Here is a 26595-nt window from a genome sequence, read left to right as displayed (position 1 = left end):
GCGAGTGCGGTGCACTTAATCCGGCGCCTTCACATCGGCATTGATGATGTCGCCGAACAGCTCCCACTTGTCGCCCTTGAAGCGCATCATGCGAAGCTGCGAGATCGGCGCATAGTCGGTGGCCGAGGTGGAGATGGTAATGCCCGGCAGCAGTGTGTCCGGCGCAAAATCCTTCAGGCTGGCCGCCTGCTGCATCACGTTCTCGCGCGTGAGATTGTCGCCGGCCATTTCCAGAACTTTCACCATGGTCTGTGCGGCGCCATAGCCGAAGACGAGGCTGTTGTCGGTGCGGTCGGCGCCCGGCATGTATTTGTCGACAAAGGCCGACCATCTCTTCATGCCGGCATCGTCCTTCCACTGCGGGTCGGCGCCGTCCTTGCGGTAGTCGGCCGACAGCACGCCCTGTGCATTGTCGAAGCCGGCGGGCTGCATCACTGCGCCGACGGAGACGCTGACATTGGTGACGAGCTGCAACGGCTTCCAGTTGAGTTCTCCGATCTTCTTGATGCCCTGTGCCGCGAATTTCGGCGTCACGAAATGCATCACCACATCGGGATTGAGCGACTTCACCTTGACGATGTGGGAGTCGATCGATGGCGTCGAGATCTCGTAGCTTTCCTCGATCACGATCATCGACGCCGCCTTGGTGCCCAACGCCTCGCGGAACGCCTTCTGATAGTCCTTGCCGAAGTCGTCGTTCTGATAAACCACAGCGATCTTGGCGTCCGGCTTTTCCTTCAGCAGATATTTGGCATAGATCTGCGCCTCGACGGCGTAGCTCGGCTGCCAGCCCATGGTCCAGCGGAAGTTCTTCGGATCATTCCACTTGCTGGCGCCGGTGGCGACGAACAGCTGCGGCACCTTCTTGGCGTTCATGTATTTCTGGAACGCGGTGTTCGAGGGCGTGCCCAGCGAATTGAAGACCAGCAGGACCTCGTCACTCTCCACCAGCTTGCGCACCTGTTCCACGGCCTTCGGCGGCGAATAGGCGTCGTCATAGGTGATGAAGTTGATCTTGCGGCCGTTCACGCCGCCATTGTCGTTGATCATCTTGAAATAGGCGGCCTCGGTCTTGCCGATCAGTCCATAGGACGAGGCGGGACCGCTATACGGCATGATGTTGCCGATCTTGATCTCGGTATCGGTGGCGCCGGTGTCGTATTTTTTCTGGGCAAGCGCGTGGCCGGATGCGACGAGGCTCAAGCTCGCGGCGACGGACAATGCCAGCGCGTGGGCGCGGATCGAAGGCATTTCAAACTCCCGATGATTGTTGTTCTTGCGGGCCTTTTTGGCTCCGTCGGGATTGAACACGGTTCACATTTGCACCGCAATGAAAAGCCCTTCGCGAGAGGCTCACGAAGGGCTGATTTGTTGAGCAGGTGAATGCCGTGTGGCGGCAAATCTCAGCGGCTGATCTCGCCCGAAATGACAGGGCCGAACGGTTCCCACTTCTCGCCGGTGAAACGCATCATCTGCAGTTGTTCGATAGGGTAGTGATCATTCGTCGATGTGTTCAGCTTGACCCCTGGCAGCACGATATCCGGGACAAAGTCTTTCAGGCTCGCCGCCTGTTTCATTACATTGGCGCGAGTGAGGTCGTCGCCGGCCTGCCTCAGTACCTGCACCATCGCCTGCGCGACGCCATAGCCATAGATGGTGGAGATGTCGCTGCGGCTGTAGTCCGGCGCGTATTTGGCGAGGAAGGCGCTGAAGCGCTTCATCCCCTCGTCATTGTCCCATTGCGTGTCCGAGCCGTCCTTGGCGTAGTAGGCTGACAGGATGCCTTGGGAGATGTCGAGGCCGGCAGGTTTCAGTACGGATCCGACGGAAGCGCTGGCGTAGCCCTGGATGTAGAGCGGCTTCCAGTTCATCGCTGCAACCTTGCGGATGGCCTGCACAGCGGATTTGGGCGTGGTGACGCTGATCAGGACATCGGCGCCCGAGGCTTTGAGGTTGATGATGTGGCTGTCGATCGTCGGCTCGCTCACCTCATAGCTGGTAGCTGCCACAATCATCGAGGCCTTGTCACCGAGGCCGTCCTTCAGGCCCTTGAGCACGTCCTTGCCGAAATCGTCGTTCTGGTACAGCACCGCGATCTTCGCATCGGGCTTTTCCTTCAGGATGTAGCTCGCATAGATGCGCCCCTCGCTCTGATAGGGCGGCTGCCAGGCCATGGTCCACGGCCAGGCCTTGTGATCGCCGAACGACGTGCTGCCGGCGCCGACGAAGAGTTGCGGCACCTTCTTCCCGTTCAGATATTTCAGGATGGCCGTGTTCGACGGGGTGCCCAACGGATTGAACACGGCGAGAACCTCGTCGCTCTCGACCAGCTTGCGGGCCTGTTCTACGGCCTTGGATGGATTATAGGCATCGTCATAGCTGATGAAATTGATCTTGCGCCCGTTGATGCCGCCCTGATCGTTGATCATGCGGAAATAAGCGGCCTCGATGATCCCCGCGGTGCCATAGGCCGAGGCCGGGCCGCTATAGGGCATGATATTGCCGATCCTGATCTCGGTGTCGGATGCGCCGGGGTCGTATCGCTTCTGGGCGAAGGCCGGGTGAGCCGCGGCGAGGGACAGGGCCGCCGTCATGGCGACAAGGGCGGGCGAGTGAAGGCGCGTCGGCATATCCAGAAAAATCCTCGGCATGGCGAGGAGGCGCTAATGTCGGCGCCAAAGAAAACCCCTCGCGATGCGATCGCGAGGGGCACTGCGGATGTGGCAGAAAGATGGTGACGGAACCCGATCAGCCGTCGATCTTGCCGGCGATGATGGGGCCGAACAGGTCCCACTTGTCGCCCTTGAAGCGCATCATCTGAAGTTGTTCGATCGGGTAGAAGTCGGTGGCCGAGGTGTTGATGGTGATGCCCGGCAGCAGCGTGTCCGGTGCAAAGTCCTTGAGGCTGGCCGCCTGCTTCATGATGTTGGCGCGCGTCAGGTCGTCGCCAGCCTGCTTGAGCGTCTGCACGATGGTCTGCGCATGGCCATAGCCGAACACGACGGAGCCGTCGGTCTTGTTCGCATCCGGGGCATATTTGGCGAGGAAGGCGTAAAATTTCTTCATGCCCTCGTCATTGTCCCACTGCGGATCGGCGCCATCCTTGGCATAGGCAGCCGACAGGATGCCCTGCGCGTTGTCAAAACCCGCAGGCTTCAGCACCGAACCGACCGAGGCGCCGACATTGCTCTGGAAGTACATCGGCTTCCAGCCGATCTCGGCGACGCGCTTGATGGCCTGGGCGGCGAATTTCGGCGTGGTGATCGACACGAATGTATCCGCACCCGCAGCCCGCAGCTTGACGATGTGCGAGTCGATGGTCGGCTCGGACACCTCATAGCTGGCTTCGGAAATGATCATCGATGCAGCCTTGGTGCCGAGACCGTCCTTGAGGCCCTTCAGCAGATCCTTGCCGAAATCGTCGTTCTGATACATGACGCCGATTTTGGCATCCGGTTTTTCCTTCAGGAGATAGGCGGCATAGATGCGGCCTTCGCTCTGATAGGCGGGCTGCCAGCCCATGGTCCACGGGAAGTCCTTGTACTCGCCGAACTTGGTGGCGCCGGTCGACACGAACAGCTGCGGCACCTTCTTGGCGTTCATGTATTTCTGGATCGCCGAATTCGATGGTGTGCCGAGCGGTGAGGCGAGGAACAGGACTTCATCGGACTCGACGAGCTTGCGCGCCTGCTCCACGGCCTTGGGCGGCGAGTAGCCATCGTCATAAGTGATGAAATTGATCTTGCGGCCATTGATGCCGCCCTGGTCGTTGATCATTTTGAAATAAGCGGATTCGATCGTGCCGATCACGCCATAGGCGGATGCGGGTCCGCTGTAGGGCATGATGTTGCCGATCTTGATTTCCTTGTCGGTGGCGCCGGTGTCGTATTTCTTCTGCGCAAACGCGCTGCCAGTGAGTGCGACGGAGACTGATGCGGCAAGCAAAAAGGACGTTGCGCGCGAACCAAGCAAAGGCATTCCGGGATCTCCCTAGATCATTGTGAGTGAAGTTGTTTTGTCTCGTTTTGTTGGACCACATTGGTCGCGAGGGATTGAATACGGTTCGCCTTGAGCTGGCAAGAAAAAGCCCCCGCAACTTTCGTCGCAGGGGCTTCTATGTCCGTTAGTTAATGTTGGACCTGATCGATCAGCGACGCATCTTGCTGAACATCGCCTGCACACCGTATGCGAGCTGGCGTGCTCCGTTCGGCAGCAGGAAGATGATGAAGATCAGGATGACGCCGAACACCGCGCCGGACAGGCCTTTCGACACGTGCTCAGCAATGTTCGGAACGAACACGATGAACAGCGCACCCGCGAGCGAGCCCGGCAGCCAGCCAACGCCGCCGACCACCATGCCGAGGAACAGCGCGATGGCGAGCTGGATGGTGTAGCCATCCGGCGCCACGAACTGCACCGCGATGGCGCCGAGGCCGCCGGCAATGCCGGTGATGCCGGCCGAGACGCCGAAGGCAAGGGTCTTGTAGAGCGCCACATCGACACCCATCGCGGAGGCCGCGATCTCGTTGTCGCGGATCGACATCATCGCGCGGCCGGAGCGCGACTTCAGTAGATTGACCGACACGATGTAGATCGCGATCGCAACGACGAGGGTGAAGAAATACAGCCACATGTCCTGCGACACCTTCAGCCCCATGGAGGCGAAGATCTCGGGGGCATCCGGCTTGGTGACGACGAGGCCCTGCACGCCGCCGGTCCAGTGCTCGAACACGCCGAGCTTCAAGAGCTGCGGCATCGCCACCGCCAGCGCAAAGGTCGCCAGCGCGAGATAGATACCGCTCAATCGAAGTGCGGGCAGGCCGAACAGGAAGCCGGCGATGAAGCAGATGATGCCGGCAAACGGAAGCGTGAGCGCGTAGTTCATGCCGGCGTGTTCGATCAGGATCGCCGACGTATAGGCACCGAGTGCATAGAACGCGCTCTGGCCCAGCGAGAACTGGCCGCTGGCACCCGTAAGGATGTTCAGCGCCAGCACCGCGATCGCGTAGATCAGAACCATCGTCATCTGGAAGATGATGAAGTTCTTCACGAAGAACGGCGTGATCGCGAGCAATGCGAGCAGCACCAGGGATGCGACCGGTCCGAGCGACATCGCCTTTTTGGGAACAGCGGCGACGACCGGAGCAGAGGAGACTTCTTGAACGGTGCTCATGATCACACTCGCTTCACGATGGTACGGCCGAACAGGCCATGGGGTTTGACGACCAGCACGGTGATGATCAGCGCCAGTGCGATGGGCAGCTTGAGCTCGTTACCGACACCCGGAATATAGGTGCCGACAAGGTTCTCGAAGATGCCGACCAGGAAGCCGCCGATCACGGCGCCGAGCGGGCTCGACAACCCGCCGACGACTGCGGCCGCGAAGCCGTAGATCAGCACGCCGCCCATCATGTTGGGCTCCAGGAATACGACCGGAGCGATCAGCATGCCGGCGATCGAGCCGATCGCGGCGGCCATGCCCCAGCCGAGGGCGATCATCCACGAGGTGTTGATGCCGACCAGGCGAGCCGATTCCGGCATCACTGCCGCAGCGCGCATCGCCAGACCCACGCGGGTGAAGCGGAAGAACAGGAACAGCAGGATCAGCAGCACCAGCGTGACGCCGATCATGCCGGCCTGGTGGGTCGAGATCAGCTGGCTGCCCAGGAAAGGAGCCGAGCCGAATGGCGACGGGAACTGCTTGATGGTGAAGTCCCAGGTCAGGCCCGCGACGCTGTTCACGATGGCGAACAGCGCGATGAAGCCGGCGACGTGGGTCAGCACCGGCGCTTTCGCGAGCGGCTTGAACAGTGCCCGCTCGATGACGACGCCGCCGATGAAGGAGAAGACCAGCACGACGACGAAAGCGATCCAGTAGGGCGTGCCCCACTGCATCAGTTGCCAGGCGACGAAGGTCGAGAACATCGCCATCTCGCCCTGGGCGAAGTTCAGATGGTCGATCGCCTGGTAGATCATCACGACTGCGAGCGCCATACAGGCATAGATCGCGCCCGTGGCAATGCCAGCCAGGACTTGGTTGGTAAACAGCTCCATGGCTTCCCCCTCAATATCCCAGATAGGATTTACGGACGTCTTCGTTGTTCGCGATCTCGTCGGCGGTGCCGGACATCACGATGCGTCCTGTTTCGATCACATAGGCCTTGTCGGCGAGTTCGAGCGCGAGCTGTGCGTTCTGCTCGACGACCAGGATCGAGACCTTGTCCTCGCGATTGATCTTGCCGAGGATCTTGAACAGATCCCGCACGACCAGGGGCGCAAGGCCGAAGGAAGGCTCGTCCAGCAGCATCAGGCGGGGCCGCAGCATCAGCGCACGGGCCACCGCGAGCATCTGCTGTTCACCGCCGGACAGCGTGCCGGCCTGCTGGGTGTGGCGCTGCTTGAGCACCGGGAAGTGGTCATACATGCGCTCGATGTCGCCATCGATCGCCTTGGTGTCCTTGCGGCTGATCGCGCCGAGCTGCAGGTTCTCTTCCACCGTCATGGTGGTGAAGGTGCCGCGGCCCTGCGGGACATGGGCGATGCCCAGCCGCACAATGCTTTCGGTCGACTTGTTGTCGAGCTTCTTGCCTTCGAACTCGATCGAGCCGGTGGAGCGCACCATGTTGCAGATCGCCCGCAGCGTGGTGGTCTTGCCGGCGCCATTGGCACCGAGCAGGGTGGTGAGGCTGCCTTCCTTGAGATCGAATTCGAGGCCGTGCAGCGCCTGGACCTGGCCGTAATAGGCACGCAGGTCCTTTACATGGAGCATCGCGGTCATGAATCCTTGTCTCCCAGATAGGCCTTGATGACAGCCGGATCTTTCTGGACGGCAGCCGGGGTGCCTTCCGCTAGTTTCTTGCCGAAGTTGAGCGCGACCACGTGGTCGGCGATGGACATCACGAGCCCCATGTGATGCTCGACGAGCAGCACGGTGACGTCGCGTTCGTCGCGGATGCGACGGATCAGGTCGCCGAGCACATAGACTTCCTCGTGATTGAGGCCGCCGGCCGGCTCGTCGAGCAGCAGGATCTTTGGCTCGGCCGCGAGCGCGCGCGCGAGTTCGACGCGCTTCTGGGTGCCGAAAGGGAGACCCGACACGATGGTATCGGCGACGTCGTGGAGGTTGAGGTAATCAAGGATGTCGTTGACGTCCTTGTTGATCGCCGCTTCGCCCTTGCGCACCCATGGCAGCTTCAGCGAGTCGCTGATGATGTCGCTGTTGGTGCGGGCATGCTTGCCGACGCGCACATTGTCGCGAACCGTGAGGTTCGGAAACAGTGCGACGTTCTGGAAGGTGCGGCCGATACCGATTTCGGAGATCTTGTGCGCAGGCCGCGTCAGGATCGACTGGCCTTCCATCAGGATGTCGCCCTTGCTTGGCTGATAGAGCCGGCTGAGGCAGTTGAACAGCGTGGTCTTGCCGGCACCATTCGGGCCGATCAGGCCGAGGATGTGACCCTTCTGCATGTCGAACGACACGCCATTCAATGCGATGATGCCGCCGAACACGACGCTGACGTCGTTGACCTGCAGCAGTGGGCTGCCCGATGCAGCAGGCGCACGCGGCGCCGTATGAGTTTGTGCGACTTGTGCCTGCGTCATGTGCGAGGCCCGTCGATATGACGAAGGCCTTCGCAGTGAAGGCTATCCGAACCCTTCAACAATACGAGCAACTTTCCCTCCTGATTTGTTTTTCTTGGTTTCTGTTTTTTTTGAATGCGGCGCTGCAAGTCCCCCGAGCGCCGCTTCGATATTTCTTACCATTGCGAGCAAGCGAGGTCCAATGTCGTTGCGCAGTCGTTCTTCCGTGAAGCGAAATGCGGGTGCGCCGCAATTGAAGGCATATGGGCCGGTGCCGTCGTTCAGTGTGAGCGCAACGCCGGCCGCATGTACATCGTCCTGCCATTCACCTGCGGAAATCACGAATCCATATTTGGCGACCATCTCGCCGGCCTGTTCGAGGCCGTCGCGCATCTTGGCCCAGCGGCTTCCATAGTGTTCGCGAAACTCGCGCAATAATTGGGCACGCTCTTCTGCAGGCAGTGCCCAGAAATAAGCACGCCCCATTGCCGTTGTTGCGATCGGGATACGGGAGCCGACATCGAGCTGGACGCCGACGGTGAGGCTCGACTTGCTCTGCCCGAAATAGATCATGCTGAGACGATCGCGGGCACCGACGGCACAGGCGCCGCCGGTCTGTCGCATCAATTCGTCGCGGAACGGTTCGGAGAGAGAGCGCACGCCCAAATTCGCAAGTGCAGCATACCCGAGGGCCATGGCTGCCGGCGCGAGCTGATACTTCTCGAAGCGTGGAACGGGCGTAAGATAACCAAGCTTCGTCAGCGTATAGGTGAGACGGGAGATCGTCGGCTTTGGAAGATTGGTGCGCGCCGCGATTTCCTGATTGCCGAGCAATCCGTCATTGGGGCGGAACGCGCGCAGCACATCGAGGCCACGCGCCAGTGCGACGACGAAATTGCGATCGGTCGCCGGTGGTTTTCCTGAACGCTTCACGCTTCCCCGATGATTGTCTCACGTCGTCGATTTTTCGACACGTTGTCCTTGTTTGCGCCCAGATTGGTTTTTCTCTTGTGCGCGCTCGTTGACAATGGACGCTCTTCAAAATAACCCTGCCTGTCAAGATGTGGAATTAAATTTCGCACTGCGAAACAACAAAAATCCCGCCAGTAATTCGATCCAAGGAGAATGCCGTGAGTGATGTCGTGAAGCTTGAACGTCATGATGAAGTTGCTGTTGTCACGGTCAATTCGCCCCCGGTGAATGCGCTCAGCGCGGCGGTTCGCCGTGGCATCTTCGAAAACGTCAAGGCTGCGAATGCCGACACTGCGGTGAAGGCGATCGTCATTGCCTGCGCGGGCCGCACCTTCGTCGCTGGCGCCGACATCACCGAATTCGGCAAGCCGCCGCAGTCGCCGGGCCTCAACGAGGTCATCGCCGAAATCGAGAATTCCTCTAAGCCGGTCATTGCTGCCATTCACGGCACCGCGCTCGGCGGCGGCCTCGAGCTGACGCTCGGCTGTCACTTCCGTGTCGCTGTGAAGGAAGCCAAGCTCGGTTTGCCCGAAGTGAAGCTAGGTCTGCTGCCGGGCGCCGGGGGCACCCAGCGCCTGCCGCGTGCGGTTGGTCCTGAGCTCGCCGTGCAGATGATCGTCACCGGTAATCCGATCGGCGCGCCGGAAGCTCTCAAGAATGGCTTGATCGAAGAGATCGTCGAAGGCCCGACCGAAGGCGCCATTGCATTCGCCAAGAAGGTGATCGTCGAGAAGCGCCCGCTGCGCGTGCTCAAGAACGATGATTCGAAGCTTGCCGCCGCCAAGGCCGATCGCTCGATCTTCACCAATGCTGCCGCCGCCGCCAACAAGAAGAACCGCGGCATGAATGCGCCGCTCGCTTGCGCCGAAGCCGTGAGCTGGACGCTCGATACGCCGTTCGACGAAGCGCTCAAGAAGGAGCGCGAGATGTTCCTGAAGCTGGTCGCTGACGACCAGTCGAAGGCACAGCGTTATGCCTTCTTTTCCGAGCGTGAAGCCGCCAAGGTCCAGGGCGTGCCGGAAACCACGAAGCCGCGTCCGGTCGAGCGCGTCGCCATCATCGGCGCCGGCACCATGGGTGGCGGCATCGCCATGTCCTTCGCCAATGCCGGCATCCCGGTGACGCTGATCGAGACCGGCGAGGAGCAGCTCAAGCGCGGCATGGGCATCATGCAGAAGAACTGGGAGAACACCGCGGCCCGCGGCGGCATTCCGGCAGATGCACCGGCCAAGCGCATGGCGCTGATCAACGGCAAGGTTGGCCTCGACAACGTCAAGGACGCGGACCTCATCATCGAGGCCGTGTTCGAAACCATGGCCATCAAGAAGGAAGTGTTCACTGCCATCGACGCGCACGCCAAGCCGGGCGCGGTGCTGGCCTCCAATACCTCCTATCTGAACATCAACGACATTGCCGCCGTCACCAAGCGTCCGCAGGACGTGCTCGGCATGCACTTCTTCTCGCCCGCCAACGTCATGAAGCTGTGCGAAATCGTGCGCGCTGAAAAGACCGCGCCGGATGCGTTGCTCACCGCCGTTGCCATCGCACGCAAGATTGCGAAGGTTCCGGCCGTGGTCGGCGTCTGCGACGGCTTCGTCGGCAACCGCATGCTTGCAGCCCGCTCCAAGCAGTCCGAGAAGCTGCTGTTCGAAGGCGCGCTGCCGCAGCAGGTGGATGCCGTCGTCACCAAGTTCGGCCTGCCGATGGGCCCGTTCGCCATGGGCGATCTCGCCGGCCTCGATATCGGCTGGCGTTCGCGTCAGGACCGCGGCATCAAGTCGGAAATCGCCGACGCGCTGTGCGAAGCCGGCCGCTTCGGCCAGAAGACCGGCAAGGGTTACTACAAGTATGAAGCCGGTTCGCGTGCGCCGATCCCGGATCCGGAGGTCGAGAAGCTGATCGACGAGACCTGCAAGCGCCTCGGCCTCACCCGCCGCGCCATCGGTGACCAGGAGATCCTGGAACGCATGGTGTATCCGATGATCAATGAGGGGGCCCGCATCCTCGAAGAGAAGATCGCCTCGCGCCCGAGCGATATCGATGTGATCTGGCTCTACGGCTATGGCTGGCCGATCTATCGCGGCGGCCCGATGTTCTATGCCGATCAGGTCGGCCTGAAGGAAATCGCGGATCGTCTGTCGTTCTACGCCAAGCAGACCAACGATCCCTCGCTGGAGCCGGCCCCGCTGCTGAAGAAGCTGGCGGACGAAGGCAAGACGTTTGCGTCGCTGGGTAAGTAAGCGCCGTCATCCACGTGTCGTCCCCGCGAAAGCGGGGACCCATAACCTCCGAGCCAGTTTCGATCACGGTGCTCTCCCAGAGCACCATTTCGTCATCGGAGGCTATGGATCCCCGCCTTCGCGGGGATGACATGCGAGTGTGTGGACCTGCAGTTTGATCGACAGGTAGCCTGATGTCCTACCCCGGCGAGAAATATTACCCCAAAGGCGTCCGCTGGGACGCGCCGATCGCGCGCGGCACGTTGCCGGGCCTGCTCGCCGAGGCGGCACGCAACTACGATACCCGCACCGCCATCGAATTCCGCGGCAAGCCGATCTCCTTTACCGATCTGCAGGCCCGTGCCGACATCGCCGCCGCGAGCTTCATGCGTGCTGGCTACGGCCCCGGCGCGACCATCGCGCTATTTCTCGGCAACACGCCGGATCATCCCGTTATTTTCTTCGGTGCGCTGAAAGCCGGCGCCCGTCTCGTGCATTTGTCGCCACTGGATGGCGAGATCGCGCTGTCTCACAAGCTGAGCGACTCCGGGGCGCGCGTGCTGGTCACCAGCAATCTCGCAGCGCTGCTCCCCATGGCGCTCAAGTTTCTCGACAAGGGTCTTCTGGACAAGCTCATTGTCTGCGAGGACGACGACTGGGGCGCAATCGGGACCCAGCAGCTGCCGTTGCCGGGCAATCCCAGGATTGTCACTTTCCGGAATTTCACCGCCGGCGCCACGCCGCCCACCGAGTGGCCGACCATCTCGCCCGATGACGTCGCGCTGCTGCAATATACCGGCGGTACCACCGGCCTGCCGAAAGGCGCGATGCTGAGCCACAGCAATCTCACTTCGGCGGTGTCGATCTACAATGTCTGGGGCGCGCCATCGCGCGCCGAGCGCAACCGTGTCGAGCGCGTCATCTGCACGCTGCCGCTGTTCCACATCTATGCGCTGACGGTCATCCTGCTCGGCCGCATCAGCGTGGGCGATACGATTTCGCTCCATCAGCGTTTCGATGTCACCAGCGTGCTCGACGACATCGAAAAGAAGAAGGCAACTGTGTTCCCCGGCGTTCCCACCATGTGGATCGCCATCGCCGCCGATCCGTCGCTGGAGACACGCGATCTGTCGTCGCTCGCCGTGGCAAGCTCCGGCGGCGCGCCGCTACCTGTCGAAGTCGCGCGGCTGTTTGAGGGCAAGACCGGACTCAAGCTCAAGAGCGGCTGGGGCATGACCGAGACCTGTTCGCCCGGGACGGCACATTCGGCGGAAGGTCTCGACAAACCCGGTTCGATCGGCCTCGCGCTGCCCGGGATCGAACTCGACGTCGTCTCGCTGGAAGATCCTTCGCAGGTGCTCGGTATCGGTGAGACCGGTGAGATCCGGATCAAGGGGCCGAACGTCACCAAGGGCTACTGGAATCGCCAGCAGGAAACTGCGGAAGCCTTTGTCGGCGATCGCTTTCTTACCGGCGATATCGGTTACATGGACGCGGACGGCTACTACTATCTGGTCGATCGCAAGAAGGACATGATCATCTCCGGCGGCTTCAACGTCTATCCGCAGATGATCGAACAGGCGATCTACACCCATCCGTCCGTGCAGGAAGTGATCGTCATCGGCGTGGCCGATCAGTATCGCGGCGAGGCTGCGAAGGCTTTCATCACCCTGCGCACGGGCGCGGAAGCGTTCAGCATTGACGATCTGCGCAGCTTCCTCACCGGCAAGCTCGGCAAGCACGAATTGCCGGCGACCGTGGAATTCCTGAGCGAATTGCCGCGGACGCCGGTCGGAAAACTGTCGCGCCACGCCTTGCGCGATCTGCTCGCGACGCCCACACTCGATCAACAACAATCAGCCTCCGGAGGACGCCCATGACCGACGCCGTCATCGTTTCAACTGCCCGCACCCCGATCGGCAAGGCCTATCGTGGCGCACTCAATGCCACCGAAGGTGCGACGCTGCTTGGCCATGCCATCGAGCATGCCGTGAAGCGTGCCGGCATCGACCCGAAGGAGGTCGAGGACGTGGTGATGGGTGCGGCTCTGCAGCAGGGGGCCACCGGCGGCAATATCGCGCGCAAGGCGCTGCTGCGTGCAGGTCTCCCGGTCACGGTCGCCGGCACCACCATCGATCGCCAGTGCGCGTCGGGCCTGCAGGCCATCGCGCTCGCTGCGCGCTCGGTGATCTTCGATGGTGTGGAGATCGCCGTCGGTGGCGGCGGCGAGTCGATCTCGCTGGTGCAGAATGATCACGCCAACAAGTTTCACACCGTCGATCCCGAACTGCTGAAGATCAAGGCTGACGTCTATATGCCGATGCTCGACACCGCGGAAACGGTGGCCAAGCGTTACGGCATCTCGCGCGAGAAGCAGGACGAATACGGCCTCGAAAGCCAGCGCCGCACCGCGGCCGCGCAACAGGGCGGCAAGTTCAATGACGAACTGGCGCCGATCACGACCAAGATGGCTGTGACCGACAAGGCGACCGGCGAAGTCACCATGAAGGACATCACGCTGTCGCAGGACGAAGGTCCGCGTCCGGAGACCACCGCTGAAGGTCTCGCCGGCCTCAAGGCCGTGCGCGGCGATGGTTTTACCATCACCGCCGGCAATGCCTCGCAGCTCTCGGATGGCGCCAGCGCCACCGTGATCATGAGCGACAAGCTCGCCGCGCAGAAGAACCTCAAGCCGCTCGGTATTTTCCGTGGCTTTGTTTCGGCCGGTTGCGAGCCGGATGAAATGGGCATCGGTCCTGTGTTTGCCGTGCCGCGCCTGCTCAAGCGCCATGGCCTCACGGTCGACGACATCGATCTCTGGGAGCTCAATGAAGCCTTCGCCGTGCAGGTGATCTATTGCCGCGACAAGCTCGGCATCGATCCGGACAAGCTCAACGTTAATGGCGGCGCCATCTCGGTCGGCCATCCCTATGGCATGTCGGGCGCGCGGCTCGCCGGCCACGCCTTGATCGAAGGCCGTCGCCGCAAGGCGAAATATGCGGTCGTCACCATGTGCGTCGGTGGTGGCATGGGTTCCGCCGGCCTGCTCGAAATCGTTCAGTAATCAACTGCACTCAAGGAGGATCCGATGGATCTGAGTTTCAATCCAGAAGAAGTCGCGTTTCGCGAGGAAGTGCGCAAGTTCTTCCATGAAAGTATCGACCCGGTCGTGCGCAAGAAGCTGCAGGAAGGTCACCACACGTCGAAGGAAGACCTGGTGAACTGGCAGCGCACGCTGAACAAGAAGGGCTGGGCCGTCCCGCATTGGCCGAAGGAATATGGCGGCACCGGCTGGAGCGCCGCCAAGCAGTATATCTTCCTCGAAGAGCTGCAGAAGACCCCGGCGCCGCCGCCGCTGCCGTTCGGCGTCAACATGGTCGGCCCGGTCATCTACACCTTCGGCAACGAGCAGCAGAAGAAGCACTTCCTGCCGCGCATCGCGAATATGGACGACTGGTGGTGCCAGGGCTTCTCCGAGCCCGGCTCGGGGTCCGACCTCGCCTCGCTGAAGACCACGGCGAAGAAGAAGGGCGACACCTGGATCGTCAATGGCCAGAAGACCTGGACCACGCTGGCCCAGCATGCCGACTGGATCTTCTGCCTCTGCCGCACTGATCCCGATGCGAAGAAGCAGTCGGGCATCTCCTTCATCCTCATCGACATGAAGTCGAAGGGCATCACCGTCCGTCCGATCCAGACCATCGATGGCGGTGTCGAGGTCAACGAAGTGTTCTTCGATGAAGTCGTGGTGCCGGCCGAGAACCTCGTCGGCGAGGAAAACAAGGGCTGGGATTACGCCAAATTCCTGCTCGGCAATGAGCGCGTCAACATCGCCCGCGTCGGCATGTCGAAGGAGCGCATCCGTCGCATCAAGGAGCTGGCCTCCAGCGTGATGTCCGGCGACAAGCCGCTGATCGAGGACCCGCAGTTCCGTCAGAAGCTCGCCGCCACCGAGATCGAGCTGAAGGCACTCGAGCTGACCCAGATGCGCGTCGTTGCCGCCGAAGGCAAGCACGGCAAGGGCAAGCCGGATCCAGCCTCGTCGATCCTGAAGATCAAGGGCTCGGAAATCCAGCAGACGCTCACCGAGCTGCTGCTCGAAGTCACCGGTCCGTTCGCGCTGCCCTTCCTGCCGGAAGGCGAAGGGCAGAACGAGGAGACCGACTGGGCTGCCCCGATCGCGCCGACCTATTTCAACTACCGCAAGGTGTCGATCTACGGCGGCTCCAACGAGATCCAGCGCAACATCATCGCCAAGGCGGTGCTGGGGCTTTGATCTAGCCAAACACGTCATTGCGAGGAGCGCAGCGCCGAAGCAATCCAGGAAGCATCAAGCGAAGACTGGATTGCTTCGGCGCAAGAGCGCCTCGCAATGACGGCGAGTGCAAATATTCACCACGCGCGTCGCGCGCGATCCGAGAGAAACGAAAATGGATTTTGATCTTTCCGAGGAGCAGCGGCTTCTCAAAGACAGCGTGGACGGCCTGCTGAAGGCGTCCTACGACTTCGAGGCCCGCAAGAAGTACCGCGCTGAAAAGGGCGGCTACAGCAAGGCGATCTGGGGCAAGTTCGCCGAGCAGGGCCTGCTCGGCCTGCCGTTCAGCGAAGAGGACGGCGGCTTCGGCGCCGGCCCGATCGAGACCATGATCGTGATGGAAGCGCTCGGCCGCAATCTCGTGGTCGAGCCCTATCTTGACACGGTGGTGCTCGGCGGCGGCTTCCTGCGTCGCGGCTCGGCCGAACAGCGCGCTGCGCATCTGCCGGGTATCATCGACGGCTCGAAGACGCTTGCTTTCGCGCAGGTCGAACGCGACTCGCGCTATGACCTCGGCGACATCAAGACCTCCGCCAAGAAGAGCGGTTCGGGCTACACGCTGTCCGGCGAAAAGTTCGTGGTCGGCCATGGCGACACGGCGGACACGCTGATCGTCACGGCGCGTACGGCAGGCGGCCAGCGCGATGCCAAGGGCGTCGGCGTGTTCCTCGTCCCGGCCAATGCCAAGGGCGTCGATATCCGCGGTTACGAGACCCAGGACGGCAGCCGCGCTGCCGACATCAAGCTGACCAATGTCGAAGTCGGTGCTGACGCCGTGATCGGCGAGGCCGAGAACGGCCTGTCGATCGTCGATCAGGTCGTTGACGATGCCCGCATCGCGCTCTGCGCCGAAGCGGTCGGTGCGATGGAAGAGGCCCTCAAGGTCTCGGTCGAGTACATCAAGGAGCGCAAGCAGTTCGGCGTCGCCATCGGCTCGTTCCAGGCGCTGCAGCACCGCGCGGCCGACATGTTCACCGCGCTGGAGACCGCGCGCAGCATGTCCTACCTCGCCTCGATGGCGTCGGCCTTCACCGATCTCGACGAACGCGCCAAGACGGTCGCCGCTGCCAAGGTGCAGATCGGCCGTTCCGCGCGCGCCGTCGGCCAGGGCGGCGTGCAACTGCATGGCGGCGTCGGTGTCACCATGGAGTACAAGATCGGCCACTACTTCAAGCGGCTGACCATGATCGAGCAGCAGTTCGGCGATGCCGATTTCCACCTTCGCCGCGTGGCCGCGGCCGGGGGCATCACCGAGTAAGCGCCTTCCACTCAAAATGCCCGGCCTCGTGCCGGGCATTTTTCGTTTCAACCGTCATTGCGAGGAGCGAGAGCTCTAACCATTCGGCCCGCGCGTCTGCCGCAGCGCTTCACCGAGCGCCATCGCCACCGTCATCGCCAGATTGATCGAGCGTAGGCTCTCGCGCATTGGGATCACCACGCGGCTGTCGGCGGCGGCGGCGACGTCCTCGGGCACGCCGGCACTCTCGCGGCCGAACAGCAGGATCTCATTGTCGGAATAGCTGTGCGTCAGATAGGGCTCAGCGCCCTTGGTCGTGAACAGCGCCAGCTGGTGGCCGGCTTCGCGCCGCCAGTCATCAAAGTGTCGCCACGAGATATGGCGGACGATCGACACCTGGTCGAGATAATCCATCCCGGCGCGGCGAAAATGGCGGTCCGAGATCGGAAAGCCCGCGGGCTCGATGATGTGCGCCTCCACATCGAGGCAGGCGCACAGGCGGAGGATCGTGCCGGTGTTTTGCGGGATGTCAGGCTGGTAGAGGGCAATGCGCATCCGTGATGCGTTACCGCCCTCTGGTCTCGGCGACAAGCGTCGCGGCTATTCTGCCGGAGCGAGATGCGGACGGCCCTCGACCGTCGCAGCCTTTTCGCGGCGGCCGACCCGTGCGCGCCGCTTCTTCCACCAGATCACCACGCCGGTCACCGACAGCGCTGCGACCACGAGGCCCATCAGCGAGATCAGGATGCGGCCGGGCAGGCCGAGGATGCGGCCCGAATGCATCGGGAATTGCATCTGCACGAAGATGTCCGCGGCAGTGCCGACCCAGGGCAGCTTCTGGCCGAGCGGCCGGCCGTCCTCGCTGTCGTAATACAGCGATGCGGGGCCGACGCCCGCGGCACCGTGGTCGTCACCGGGCTCGAAGAACGACACCTGATAGACGCCGTGCGCCGGGCCGTAGAACAGCGAGCCCACCGGTGTGGCCCAGCCGCGCGCCTTGCCATCCGCCTGCGCGCGCTCATAGATCTGCGCCCAGGTCATCTTCGGCTCGATCGGATTATCGAGGTGGCGATACTCGCGCGTCTCGTAGGGCGAGGGCGTGTAGTTGGAAACCTTCTTCATCATCGGTGCGAACACCTCGAACCAGAGGTTCAGCGAGAACGCCGTGAAGGCGATGATGAACAGCAGGCCCCAGGTCCACAGGCTGAAGGCGCGGTGGATGTCGAAATTGATGCGATAGGTGCTGCCGGTGGTCTTGATCATCCAGGCCGGCTTCCAGCGCGCCCAGAAGCCCTTGCCGAGTTCACGCGCAACGGATGGGTCGGCGCCGGCCTTGGCGCGCTTGCGCGAGGGCAGGGTCAGGTAGAAGCCGACGAAACAGTCGATGGTCCAGATGATGGCGATGATGCCGAGGATGCGCATGCCCCATCGGTCGCTGCCCCAGAATTCCGGGATGTGCATCGTGTAGTGCAGCTTGTAGAGAAACGAGACGAAGTTCTCGCGGGTGATCGGCCACACCGCGCCCCAATAGCGCTTGCCGAGTTCCTCGCCGGTGTTGGGATCGAGGAAGACCTGATTGTAGTCGATGGAGTAGCGCTTCTGCGTCGTCGGATCGATGCGCGGGAGGACGAAGAAGGACAGCGAGTGGTCCTTCTCCGGCGTCATGGTTATATGGATCACGCGCGCGCGGGGATCGCGCTGCTCGATCAGATTGGCGAGTTCGATCGACGGCTTGGCCGGGCCCTGGGTGGTGACGTCCTTGAGCTTGCTGTTGAGCAGATCGTCAAGTTCGTGATCCCACGAGATGATCGCGCCGGTGACGCCCGAGAAGAACAGGAAGGCGGCGGTCAGAAGGCCTGCCCAGCGATGCAGGCGCCCGAAAATCAATCTCATGGCGTTCCGCCCCTCTCAATTTAGACGGGATCTGATTACCAAGAACGACCACCGCCGGTCGAGGGACCGGCGGTGGCAGAATGTCGCGATTTATAAGGGTTCTAAATTGTCACCAGCGATAGGTGAGCTTCGCGATGGCCTTGCGGCCTTCGGCATAGAAGCAGCTGCTGTAGCCATAACAGGCCGCCACGAACCGTGTATCGGCGAGATTGGTGACGTTGAGTGCCATTCGCCAATTGTCCTTGGTGTAGGCGACCAGCGCGTCGATGGACGTGGACGCGGGAACTGCGAAGGTGTTGGCGTCGTCCCCGGCACTTGCGCCGACATAGCGCACGCCGCCGCCGATCTGCACGCCACGCAGCGGCCCGCCCTGTAGCGTGTAGTCGGTCCACAGGGAGAAGCGATTGAGCGGCACGGTCGTCGGGGCCTTGCCGACATTCACCGGATCCTTGGTGATCGTCGCATCGATATACGAATAGCCGCCGCGGATGTTGAAGCCCTCGGTCAATGTCGCGGTGCCCTCGAGTTCGATGCCACGCGAATTGACCTCGCCGGTCTGAACGGCTGCGAATGTCGGCGGCGGGAAGGTGACCACATTGGCGCGGGTCAGGTCGAAGGCCGCCAGGGTGATCAGCGCATTGATGCCGACCGGCTGATACTTGATGCCGACCTCGTACTGCTTGCCGGTTTCCGGCTTCAGCAGGTTGCCGAGTCCATCCGTATTGAGCACCGGCAGGAAGGACTCCGAGTAGCTGAAATAGGGGGCGATGCCGCTATCGAAATTGTACATGACCGCCGCGCGGCCGGTGAAGGCGGAGGCGTCGGTCGAGGCCTTTGCACCCTGCAGCGTGGCATCGACATCGGTGGTGACGAAGTCCTGTCGTCCGCCGAGCTGGAACGACAGGCGGCCGAGCTTGATCTGATCCTGCGCATAGATGCCGACCTGTGACTGCTTCACGCCGGTGTCGTCGGCCGGGCCCGTGTTCGTCCAGGCATTGGTGTAGACCGGGTTGAAGATGTTGATCTTGCCGGTGGTGTAGCCGTCGGCGCGATCGCGGAACGTGGTGTTGCGATAGTCGATGCCGAACAATGTCGTGTGGCTGAGAATGCCGGTGGTGAACTTGCCCTGCAGCTGATTGTCGACGGCGAATGAATTGATGGTCGAGTCGCCGGCGCTGCCGCCGCGGCCCATCAGGCCCGCCGCTTCGTCGGCGGCGTCCGCATATCCGGTGCCATAGAAGCTGGCCTGCCGGTTATACATGTAGGAATAGCGCAGGTTCTGCCTGAAGGTCAGCGCATCATTGATGTTGTGCGAGAGCAGATAGCCGACCGATGCCTGCTCGGTATCGAACTGGTTCATGCCGGGCTCGCCGCCGAAACGGTTGACCGGAATGGTGCGGCCGTTATTTGCCGTTACAGTTCCCGACGGCGGGAAGAACTGCAGGCCCCAGCCCGCCTTGTCCTTCTGATAGTTCGACAGGAAGGTGATCGAGGTGTCTTCGTTCGGCTTGAACGTCACGGCTGGTGCGATGAAGACACGATTGTTCTTCGAGAAATCCACCTGGGTGTCGCTGTCGCGCACCACGCCGGTCAGGCGATACAGCACCGTGCCTTCCTTGTTGGCAGCGCCGCCGAAATCGAATTCGCCCTGGAAGCGGTTGAAGCTGCCGCCGGAGACCGAGACTTCGCCGAACTGGCGCGCGGTCGGCAGTTTGCTCACATAGTTGAGCAGGCCGCCCGTGCCGCTGCCGCCATACATGGCAGAGGAGGGGCCCTTCAGGACTTCGAGCCGCTCGGCGCCGTAGGGCTCGAGACCGAGGAAGTGCACATATTGGCTGCTCGGCAGCCGCAGGCCGTCGAGATAGAGGCCGGCCATGGTCATGTCGAAGCCGCGGATCTGCAGCCCGCCAAAGCGCGTGTCGGAGCCGCCATTGACGTCGCCGCTGACGCCGGCGCTGTAGCGCAGCGCCTCGCCGATCGAGCCTGCGCCCTGGTTGATCATCTGATCAGTGGTGACCACCGAGATCGACTGCGGGGTTTCGATCAGCGGCGTGTCGGTCTTCGTGCCGGTGCCGCTGCGTGTGGCGACGAAGCCTGCCACCGGGCCGCCGGCGCGTTCACCCGTTCCAATGGGAGCCGCAACCGCCGGAGCGGCCTGTGGCGCCCGCGCGGTGCGACTGGCGCGTGATGCGCGGCTGGTGGAGGCGCGCTGGGCCGGTCGGGCAGTGGTGGGCCGCGCGCGCTGCTGTGGTGAGTCCACGGTCACGGCTGGCAGTGTGGCTTGTGCCTGGGCGGTTTCGGCGGGCACGGACAAAGCAAGGCCACTGACGGCACACAGGCAGAATGCGCGAATGGTCGGAAGATGCGCTGTGGATCGCAAATGGTGTACTGTCGTCATGGCCAGGATGCCTCGCATTCAGAACCGGCTTGGCCGGTATGATTTTGGTGTCATCCGGCTCTATCGGAGGCACCGTGCGAGTACAGGCTTTGGCCGTTAGAATAGTTACAGGTGCGGGCTTCTAGTCCAGGGTGTTGCCGAGATGGCGCAGAAGTTGTCACGAAGAGACATGTTTTCCGCGACATAGTTGCAGGTTCAGGCGAATGCCCGGATCGATTGATTCAAGGGAGGCGCCCGGAGAATCAGCTCCGACCCGGCGGATCGGCCAACCTGTTTCCCGCCCCTCAGACAGGCCCTGCGCATGCGGGGCGAAAGCCAAATTCTCCGCCCCGCGGAACACCCCCGAATCTTGCGTGCATCGCATCCGGCTTCCCCGTTCGTAGGCTTGCGATGCTGCGGTAGGGATGCAATAGAACGATTCTGGATTGCGTGTTTTTGCTGCGAGGCAAGGACAAGTGACCACGCCGCCGTGGGGAGGAACCGCGGGCACCGGTCATTGCTCTAGGTCAACGCGCATGCGTTGCCGGACGGGCATTGACGGGGAGCAGATAAGAAAGGGTTGGGATCGTGACGACAACGTCTTCGGCGCAGCATACGCGCCGTGATTTCCTGTACGTAGCCACTGGGGCCGTGGCTGCGGTTGGTGCTGCAGCCGCCGTCTGGCCGCTGATTTCTCAAATGAATCCAGATGCTTCGACCATCGCGGCGGGTGCGCCGATCGAGGTCGATCTCACCCCGATCGCCGAGGGGCAGGACATCAAGGTGTTCTGGCGCGGCAAGCCGATTTTCATCAGCCATCGCACCAAGAAGCAGATCGAGGACGCCCGTGCGGTCCCGGTCTCCAGCCTGCCTGATCCCCAGACCGACCAGGCCCGCGTCAAGGAAGGCCACGACCAGTGGCTGGTCGTGATCGGCATCTGCACCCATCTGGGCTGTATCCCGATCGCCCATGAAGGCGCCTATGACGGCTTCTTCTGCCCGTGCCATGGCTCGGTCTACGACACTTCCGGCCGTATTCGTCAGGGACCGGCGCCCGCCAACCTGCCGATTCCGCCTTACGCCTTCGTCTCCGACAGCAAGATCAAGATCGGCTGAGCCCCACGGCTCGCCTCGAGACCTTGCGCCGATAGTGTCGTTTTCTTCTTCAGGATCGCATCATGAGCGGACCATCCAGCTACCAGCCCTCCCATCCTGCCCTGCAGTGGTTCGAAAAGCGCCTGCCGCTTGTCGGGCTGATCCATTCGTCCTTCATCGCCTATCCAACGCCGCGTAACCTGAACTACTGGTGGACGTTCGGCGGCATCCTGTCCTTCATGCTCGGTGTGCAGATCATCACCGGTGTGATCCTGGCGATGCACTACACCCCGCATGTCGACCACGCCTTCAACTCGGTCGAAGCCATCGTCCGTGACGTGAATTACGGCTGGCTGCTGCGCTATCTGCATTCCAACGGCGCATCGATGTTCTTCATCGCCGTCTACATCCACATGCTCCGCGGCCTCTATTACGGCTCCTACAAGGCGCCGCGCGAGGTGCTCTGGATCCTCGGTGTGATCATCTATCTGCTGATGATGGCCACCGGCTTCATGGGCTACGTGCTGCCGTGGGGCCAGATGAGCTTCTGGGGCGCCACCGTCATCACCAACCTGTTCTCGGCCATCCCCTATGTCGGCGAGAGCATCGTGACCCTGCTGTGGGGCGGCTACGCCGTCGGCAATCCGACCCTGAACCGCTTCTTCTCGCTGCACTACCTGCTGCCCTTCGTGATCGCGGGCGTCGTCGTCCTGCACGTCTGGGCGCTGCATGTGGTCGGCCAGAACAATCCGGCCGGCGTCGAGGTGAAGACCGAAAAGGACGTGGTGCCGTTCACGCCCTATGCGACCATCAAGGATGGTTTCGGCATCGTCTGCTTCATGATCTTCTTCGCCTGGTTCGTGTTCTACATCCCGAACTATCTCGGCGATCCCGACAACTACATCCCGGCCAATCCGGGCGTGACGCCCGCACACATCGTGCCGGAATGGTACTACCTGCCGTTCTACGCGATCCTGCGCTCGATCCCGTCCAAGCTCGGCGGCGTCATCGCCATGTTCTCGGCGATCATCGTGCTGGCCTTCCTGCCCTGGCTGGACAGCGCCAAGACGCGTTCGTCGAAGTATCGTCCGCTCGCCAAGCAGTTCTTCTGGATCTTCGTCGTGGTCTGCCTGCTGCTCGGCTGGCTCGGCGGCAAGCCTGCGGAAGGCATCTACATCACCGCCGGCCGTATCCTGACCTTCTGCTACTTCGCCTATTTCCTGATCGTGCTGCCGATCCTCAGCCGCATCGAGACGCCGCGCGCGGTGCCGAACTCGATCGCCGATGACGTGCTGGCGAAATACGGCAAGAAGGCCGGCCCGATGGCGCCGGTGATCCTGGCGCTGGTTCTGGCCGGTGGTCTGGTCATGGGCGGTTCGCAGAGCGCCAAGGCCGCGGAGGGCGGACCGACGCCGCCGTCGCTGTCGTGGAGCTTTGCCGGCCCTTTCGGCAAATTTGACCGCGGTGCCCTGCAGCGCGGCTACAAGGTCTACAAGGAAGTCTGCGCCACCTGCCACTCGATGAACCTGGTCCACTTCCGCAACCTTGCGGATCCCGGCGGTCCCGGCTTCTCGGCGGCACAGGCGCTGGCAGTCGCGTCGGATATCCAGGTCAAGGATGGCCCGAATGACGCCGGTGACATGTTCGACCGTCCGGGCCGTCTCGCCGACAAATTCCCGTCGCCATTCCCGAACGAGAACGCGGCGCGTGCGGCCAATGGCGGCGCCTATCCGCCGGACCTGTCGCTGATGGCCAAGGCCCGCAACTATGACCGCGGCTTCCCGCAATTCATCTTCGACTTCTTCACCCAGTTCCAGGAGAAGGGCCCGAACTATATCGACGCCCTCCTGCAGGGCTACGAGGATGCGCCGAAGGATTTCCAGCTGCCGCAGGGGGCTTACTACAACAAGTATTTCCCCGGTCACGCCATCAAGATGCCGAAGCCGATCTCCGACGATCAGGTGACCTATGACGACGGCACCCCGCAGAAGGTCGAGAACTACGCCAAGGACGTGGCGACCTTCATGATGTGGACCGCCGAACCGCATCTCGAGGCGCGCAAGCGGCTCGGCCTGCAGGTGATGGTGTTCCTGCTCATCTTCGCCGGCCTGATGTATTTCACGAAGAAGAAGGTCTGGGCCGACGCGCACTAAGCGCGTTCCTGCTTGAGAAACGAAAAGCCCCTTCGGGGGCTTTTTTGTTGCCTGTTGTCGCGCGCGACATTTAACGGCATTCCAGATCGCCATGCGATGCGCGCATTTGCGTTGTCATCATCTCGACGCCAAAATGCGTTCAACCGATCACACCACAAACATCCCGGAGGATATCATGGGCTCATCCATCACTTTCAAGCGCCCCGATGGCAAGGAAGCCAAGGGCTATCTCGCCAAGGCCGGCAGCGCCAATGCGCCGGGCGTGGTCATGATCCAGGAATGGTGGGGCCTGTCCGACCAGATCAAGGGCCTTGCCGATCGCCTCGCCCAGGAAGGCTTCGATGTGCTGGCGCCCGATCTCTATAACGGCGTGGTCGTGCCCTATCACGACACGGACGCCGCCAACAAGGAGATGAACTCGCTGGATTTCATGGATGCCACCACGCAGACCGTGCGCGGCGCCGTGCAGTATCTGTCGAAGGACGGCGCAAAGGTCGGTCTCACCGGCTTCTGCCTCGGCGGCGCGGTCACCGTGATCGGCGCCACCAAGATTCCCGAACTCAGCGCTGCCGTTGCCTTCTACGGCATCCCGCCGGAGCAGGCCGCAAAGCCCGCCGATGTGCAGGTGCCGCTGCAGGGCCACTTCGCCAATCGCGACGACTGGTGTACGCCGGAAGTCGTCGACAATTTCGAGAAGGGCCTGAAAGCCGCCGGTAAGAGCGCGGAATTCTTTCGCTATGACGCCGACCACGCCTTCGTCAACGAACAGCGCGCCGAAGTGCACGATCTCGAAGCCGCCAAGCTCGCCTGGAGTCGCGCGGCCGCGTTCTTCAAGAAGCATCTCGCTTGATCACTTGCTGCACTTGATGCAGCCGGGATGACCGGACAGGTCGGGTGCCAGGACAACAGAACATGGCACCTGATTTCTCTATTTCCGATCTCCGCCAAGTCCCACAATTCTTCGACACCGTCGCGGACCGCATCTGGCAGGCATGGTGGAAGCGTCATGGCGTGCCCGAGGCGTATATCGTCGCGCGCCTGCGCGAGAACATGACGGGCAATGACCTGCCGATCGCGCTGGTCGCCCACCGCGGCAACGCTTTTCTTGGCACCACCTCACTGCTGGTCTCAGACCTGGACGAACGCCCGCAATACACGCCTTGGGTCGCTGCCGTCTGGACCGAGCCGGATGCGCGCGGGCAGGGCGTTGCGCCGGCCCTGATCGAACGCGCCTGCGCCGAGGCCACGGACCGTGGCCACGACAAGGTCTATCTCTGCGCCGCCCCGCGGCGGCGAGACTATTATCTGCATCTGGGCTGGCACCCGATCGAGGACGATGTCGGCCCGCTCAAGCTGACGGTATTCGTCAGGGATCGATTGCCGCGATCTCCATCTTGACGCCGTCCGTTTCCCGTGGCTCAGTGCCGGTCATGAGCACCCCTGTCCGCAACTCCCGTCGTTGGTGGCGCACCTCCTGAAGAGGTGGCTGGTGCGATTTGCTCTTTTCCCAATCGTCGAAGGCCGCCATCGCAGTGCGACGGCCTTTGCTTTGTTCTGATTGGCTCGTTTGTCCTGTGTGGCGCCTCCGGCTTGCTCCCCTAAGAGGACACGATGAACAGGACGATTTTTTCTCTCCCCGCTGAGAGCACCTACAAGACCGCTGGCGGCCTGATCGTCACGCGCCATGCCGAGATGTTCACGGGTGGGACGGCGCTCGACGATCTCATCACCCGGCTCGACCATCACCGCGGCGTGGTGCTGTCGTCGGGAACTACGGTGCCCGGCCGCTATGAGAGCTTTGATCTCGGCTTCTCCGATCCGCCGCTGCTGCTGGAAACGACCGGGACGGAATTCGCCATCACCGCGCTGAACAAGCGCGGCCAGGTGCTGATCGCTTTCCTCGCCGAAAAGCTGAACGACCCCTGCGTGGTGCTCGACGGCCGAACCATGGCGAAGCTGAAAGGGCATATCGTCCGCGGCGAGGCGCCCGTGGAGGAAGATCAGCGCACCCGCCGCGCCAGCGTGATGTCGCTGATCCGCGATCTTGTCGCGCAGCTGTTCTCATCCGCCGATCCCATGCTCGGCCTGTTCGGCGCCTTCGCCTACGATCTCGTCTTCCAGGTCGAAGACCTCAAGCAGAAGCGCGCCCGCGAGGCCGATCAGCGCGACATCGTGCTCTACATTCCGGATCGTCTGCTCGCCTATGACCGTGCCACCGGCCGCGGCGTCACGCTCACCTACGACTTCGCCTTCAAGGAGCGCTCCACCGAGGGCCTGCCGCACGAGACGCCGGAAAGCGGCTACAACAAGTCGCCGCGCCAGGGCTTTGCCGATCACGCCCCCGGCGAATATCAGCAGACCGTCGAGAAAGCCCGCGCCGCCTTCGCGCGCGGCGATCTGTTCGAGGCCGTCCCCGGCCAGCTGTTCGCCGAGCCCTGCGATCGTTCGCCAGCCGAAGTCTTCCAGCGCCTCTGCATCATCAACCCGTCGCCCTATGGCGCGCTGATGAATCTCGGCGACGGTGAATTCCTCGTCTCCGCCTCGCCGGAAATGTTCGTGCGCTCCGACGGCCGCCGCGTCGAAACCTGTCCGATCTCCGGCACCATCGCGCGCGGCTCCGATGCCATCGGCGATGCCGAGCAGATCCGCCAGCTGCTGAATTCGGAGAAGGACGAATTCGAGCTCAATATGTGCACCGATGTCGATCGCAACGACAAGGCGCGCGTCTGCGTGCCCGGCACCATCAAGGTGCT

At 62.3% G+C, this 26595-nt stretch carries 21 protein-coding genes; 10 read left to right on the top strand and 11 right to left on the bottom strand.

All coding sequences use genetic code 11. From position 1 onward, the window contains the following. Positions 1-15: 15 nt before the first annotated feature. From ACIQ17_RS07000 to ACIQ17_RS06965, 8 genes are all read right to left on the bottom strand, one after another. A complete protein-coding gene (locus tag ACIQ17_RS07000) occupies positions 16-1251 on the bottom strand; it encodes an ABC transporter substrate-binding protein (RefSeq protein WP_398466814.1) in 1236 nt (411 codons plus the stop codon). A gap of 152 nt (positions 1252-1403) precedes the next feature. Then, complete coding sequence (locus ACIQ17_RS06995) at positions 1404-2630, bottom strand: ABC transporter substrate-binding protein (protein WP_398466812.1); 1227 nt, start codon at positions 2628-2630, stop codon at positions 1404-1406. A gap of 118 nt (positions 2631-2748) precedes the next feature. Beyond that, positions 2749-3978 (bottom strand): ABC transporter substrate-binding protein, encoded by a 1230-nt coding sequence (locus tag ACIQ17_RS06990; protein WP_398466810.1) that lies wholly within the window; start codon positions 3976-3978, stop codon positions 2749-2751. A gap of 169 nt (positions 3979-4147) precedes the next feature. Continuing rightward, entirely contained in the window at positions 4148-5173 is a 1026-nt protein-coding gene (locus tag ACIQ17_RS06985; RefSeq protein WP_398466808.1) for a branched-chain amino acid ABC transporter permease, read from the bottom strand. Between the two features lie 2 nt (positions 5174-5175). After that, positions 5176-6054 carry a branched-chain amino acid ABC transporter permease gene (locus tag ACIQ17_RS06980; RefSeq protein WP_398466806.1) on the bottom strand — a complete coding sequence of 293 codons (879 nt, stop codon included), beginning with the start codon at positions 6052-6054 and terminating at the stop codon, positions 5176-5178. A 10-nt stretch (positions 6055-6064) separates the two neighbouring features. Continuing rightward, positions 6065-6778, bottom strand: a complete 714-nt coding sequence (locus ACIQ17_RS06975) for an ABC transporter ATP-binding protein (protein ID WP_398466804.1) — start codon at positions 6776-6778, stop codon at positions 6065-6067. Next, positions 6775-7602 carry an ABC transporter ATP-binding protein gene (locus tag ACIQ17_RS06970; RefSeq protein WP_398466802.1) on the bottom strand — a complete coding sequence of 276 codons (828 nt, stop codon included), beginning with the start codon at positions 7600-7602 and terminating at the stop codon, positions 6775-6777. Before ACIQ17_RS06970 ends, ACIQ17_RS06975 begins: the two co-directional genes overlap by 4 nt. A gap of 42 nt (positions 7603-7644) precedes the next feature. After that, on the bottom strand, positions 7645-8514 hold the full coding sequence (locus ACIQ17_RS06965) for an IclR family transcriptional regulator (RefSeq protein WP_398466800.1): 870 nt from the start codon (positions 8512-8514) through the stop codon (positions 7645-7647). A gap of 197 nt (positions 8515-8711) precedes the next feature. Here ACIQ17_RS06965 and ACIQ17_RS06960 point away from each other — a divergent pair, with 197 nt between their 5' ends. The 5 genes from ACIQ17_RS06960 to pimD all read left to right on the top strand — a co-directional run bounded on the left by ACIQ17_RS06960 (position 8712) and on the right by pimD (position 16345). Continuing rightward, complete coding sequence (locus ACIQ17_RS06960; protein WP_398466798.1) at positions 8712-10793, top strand: 3-hydroxyacyl-CoA dehydrogenase NAD-binding domain-containing protein; 2082 nt, start codon at positions 8712-8714, stop codon at positions 10791-10793. A 173-nt stretch (positions 10794-10966) separates the two neighbouring features. Beyond that, positions 10967-12652, top strand: coding sequence for a dicarboxylate--CoA ligase PimA (gene pimA, locus ACIQ17_RS06955; RefSeq protein ID WP_398466796.1), 1686 nt, complete (start codon positions 10967-10969; stop codon positions 12650-12652). Continuing rightward, positions 12649-13836, top strand: coding sequence for an acetyl-CoA C-acyltransferase (locus ACIQ17_RS06950; RefSeq protein WP_398466794.1), 1188 nt, complete (start codon positions 12649-12651; stop codon positions 13834-13836). The genes pimA and ACIQ17_RS06950 overlap by 4 nt, the downstream gene beginning before the upstream one ends. A gap of 24 nt (positions 13837-13860) precedes the next feature. Then, positions 13861-15048, top strand: coding sequence for a pimeloyl-CoA dehydrogenase large subunit (pimC, locus tag ACIQ17_RS06945; protein WP_398466792.1), 1188 nt, complete (start codon positions 13861-13863; stop codon positions 15046-15048). A gap of 154 nt (positions 15049-15202) precedes the next feature. Continuing rightward, positions 15203-16345 (top strand): pimeloyl-CoA dehydrogenase small subunit, encoded by a 1143-nt coding sequence (pimD, locus tag ACIQ17_RS06940; protein WP_398466790.1) that lies wholly within the window; start codon positions 15203-15205, stop codon positions 16343-16345. A 75-nt stretch (positions 16346-16420) separates the two neighbouring features. Here the strand turns inward: pimD and ACIQ17_RS06935 are convergent, their stop codons facing one another. The 3 genes from ACIQ17_RS06935 to ACIQ17_RS06925 all read right to left on the bottom strand — a co-directional run bounded on the left by ACIQ17_RS06935 (position 16421) and on the right by ACIQ17_RS06925 (position 20318). Then, positions 16421-16879, bottom strand: a complete 459-nt coding sequence (locus ACIQ17_RS06935; protein WP_398466789.1) for a tRNA (cytidine(34)-2'-O)-methyltransferase — start codon at positions 16877-16879, stop codon at positions 16421-16423. Between the two features lie 45 nt (positions 16880-16924). Further along, positions 16925-18217, bottom strand: coding sequence for a PepSY-associated TM helix domain-containing protein (locus ACIQ17_RS06930; protein WP_398466787.1), 1293 nt, complete (start codon positions 18215-18217; stop codon positions 16925-16927). Between the two features lie 109 nt (positions 18218-18326). After that, the gene (locus ACIQ17_RS06925) at positions 18327-20318 is read right to left on the bottom strand and encodes a TonB-dependent siderophore receptor (protein WP_398466839.1); all 1992 of its coding nucleotides are present in this window, start codon (positions 20316-20318) and stop codon (positions 18327-18329) included. 864 nt (positions 20319-21182) lie between these two features. Here ACIQ17_RS06925 and petA point away from each other — a divergent pair. From petA to ACIQ17_RS06900, 5 genes are all read left to right on the top strand, one after another. After that, complete coding sequence (petA, locus tag ACIQ17_RS06920; protein WP_398466785.1) at positions 21183-21710, top strand: ubiquinol-cytochrome c reductase iron-sulfur subunit; 528 nt, start codon at positions 21183-21185, stop codon at positions 21708-21710. A 62-nt stretch (positions 21711-21772) separates the two neighbouring features. Beyond that, the gene (locus ACIQ17_RS06915; protein ID WP_398466783.1) at positions 21773-23842 is read left to right on the top strand and encodes a cytochrome c1; all 2070 of its coding nucleotides are present in this window, start codon (positions 21773-21775) and stop codon (positions 23840-23842) included. A 175-nt stretch (positions 23843-24017) separates the two neighbouring features. After that, complete coding sequence (locus tag ACIQ17_RS06910) at positions 24018-24692, top strand: dienelactone hydrolase family protein (RefSeq protein ID WP_398466781.1); 675 nt, start codon at positions 24018-24020, stop codon at positions 24690-24692. 62 nt (positions 24693-24754) lie between these two features. Next, positions 24755-25240, top strand: coding sequence for a GNAT family N-acetyltransferase (locus ACIQ17_RS06905; protein ID WP_398466779.1), 486 nt, complete (start codon positions 24755-24757; stop codon positions 25238-25240). Positions 25241-25453: 213 nt separating this feature from the next. Then, the coding region (locus ACIQ17_RS06900; RefSeq protein WP_398466777.1) for a chorismate-binding protein at positions 25454-26595 on the top strand (1142 nt) is incomplete at its 3' end.

The organism is Tardiphaga sp. (assembly GCF_044340795.1).
GTDB lineage: Bacteria > Pseudomonadota > Alphaproteobacteria > Rhizobiales > Xanthobacteraceae > Tardiphaga.
This window is presented reverse-complemented; position numbering and strand designations above follow the sequence as displayed.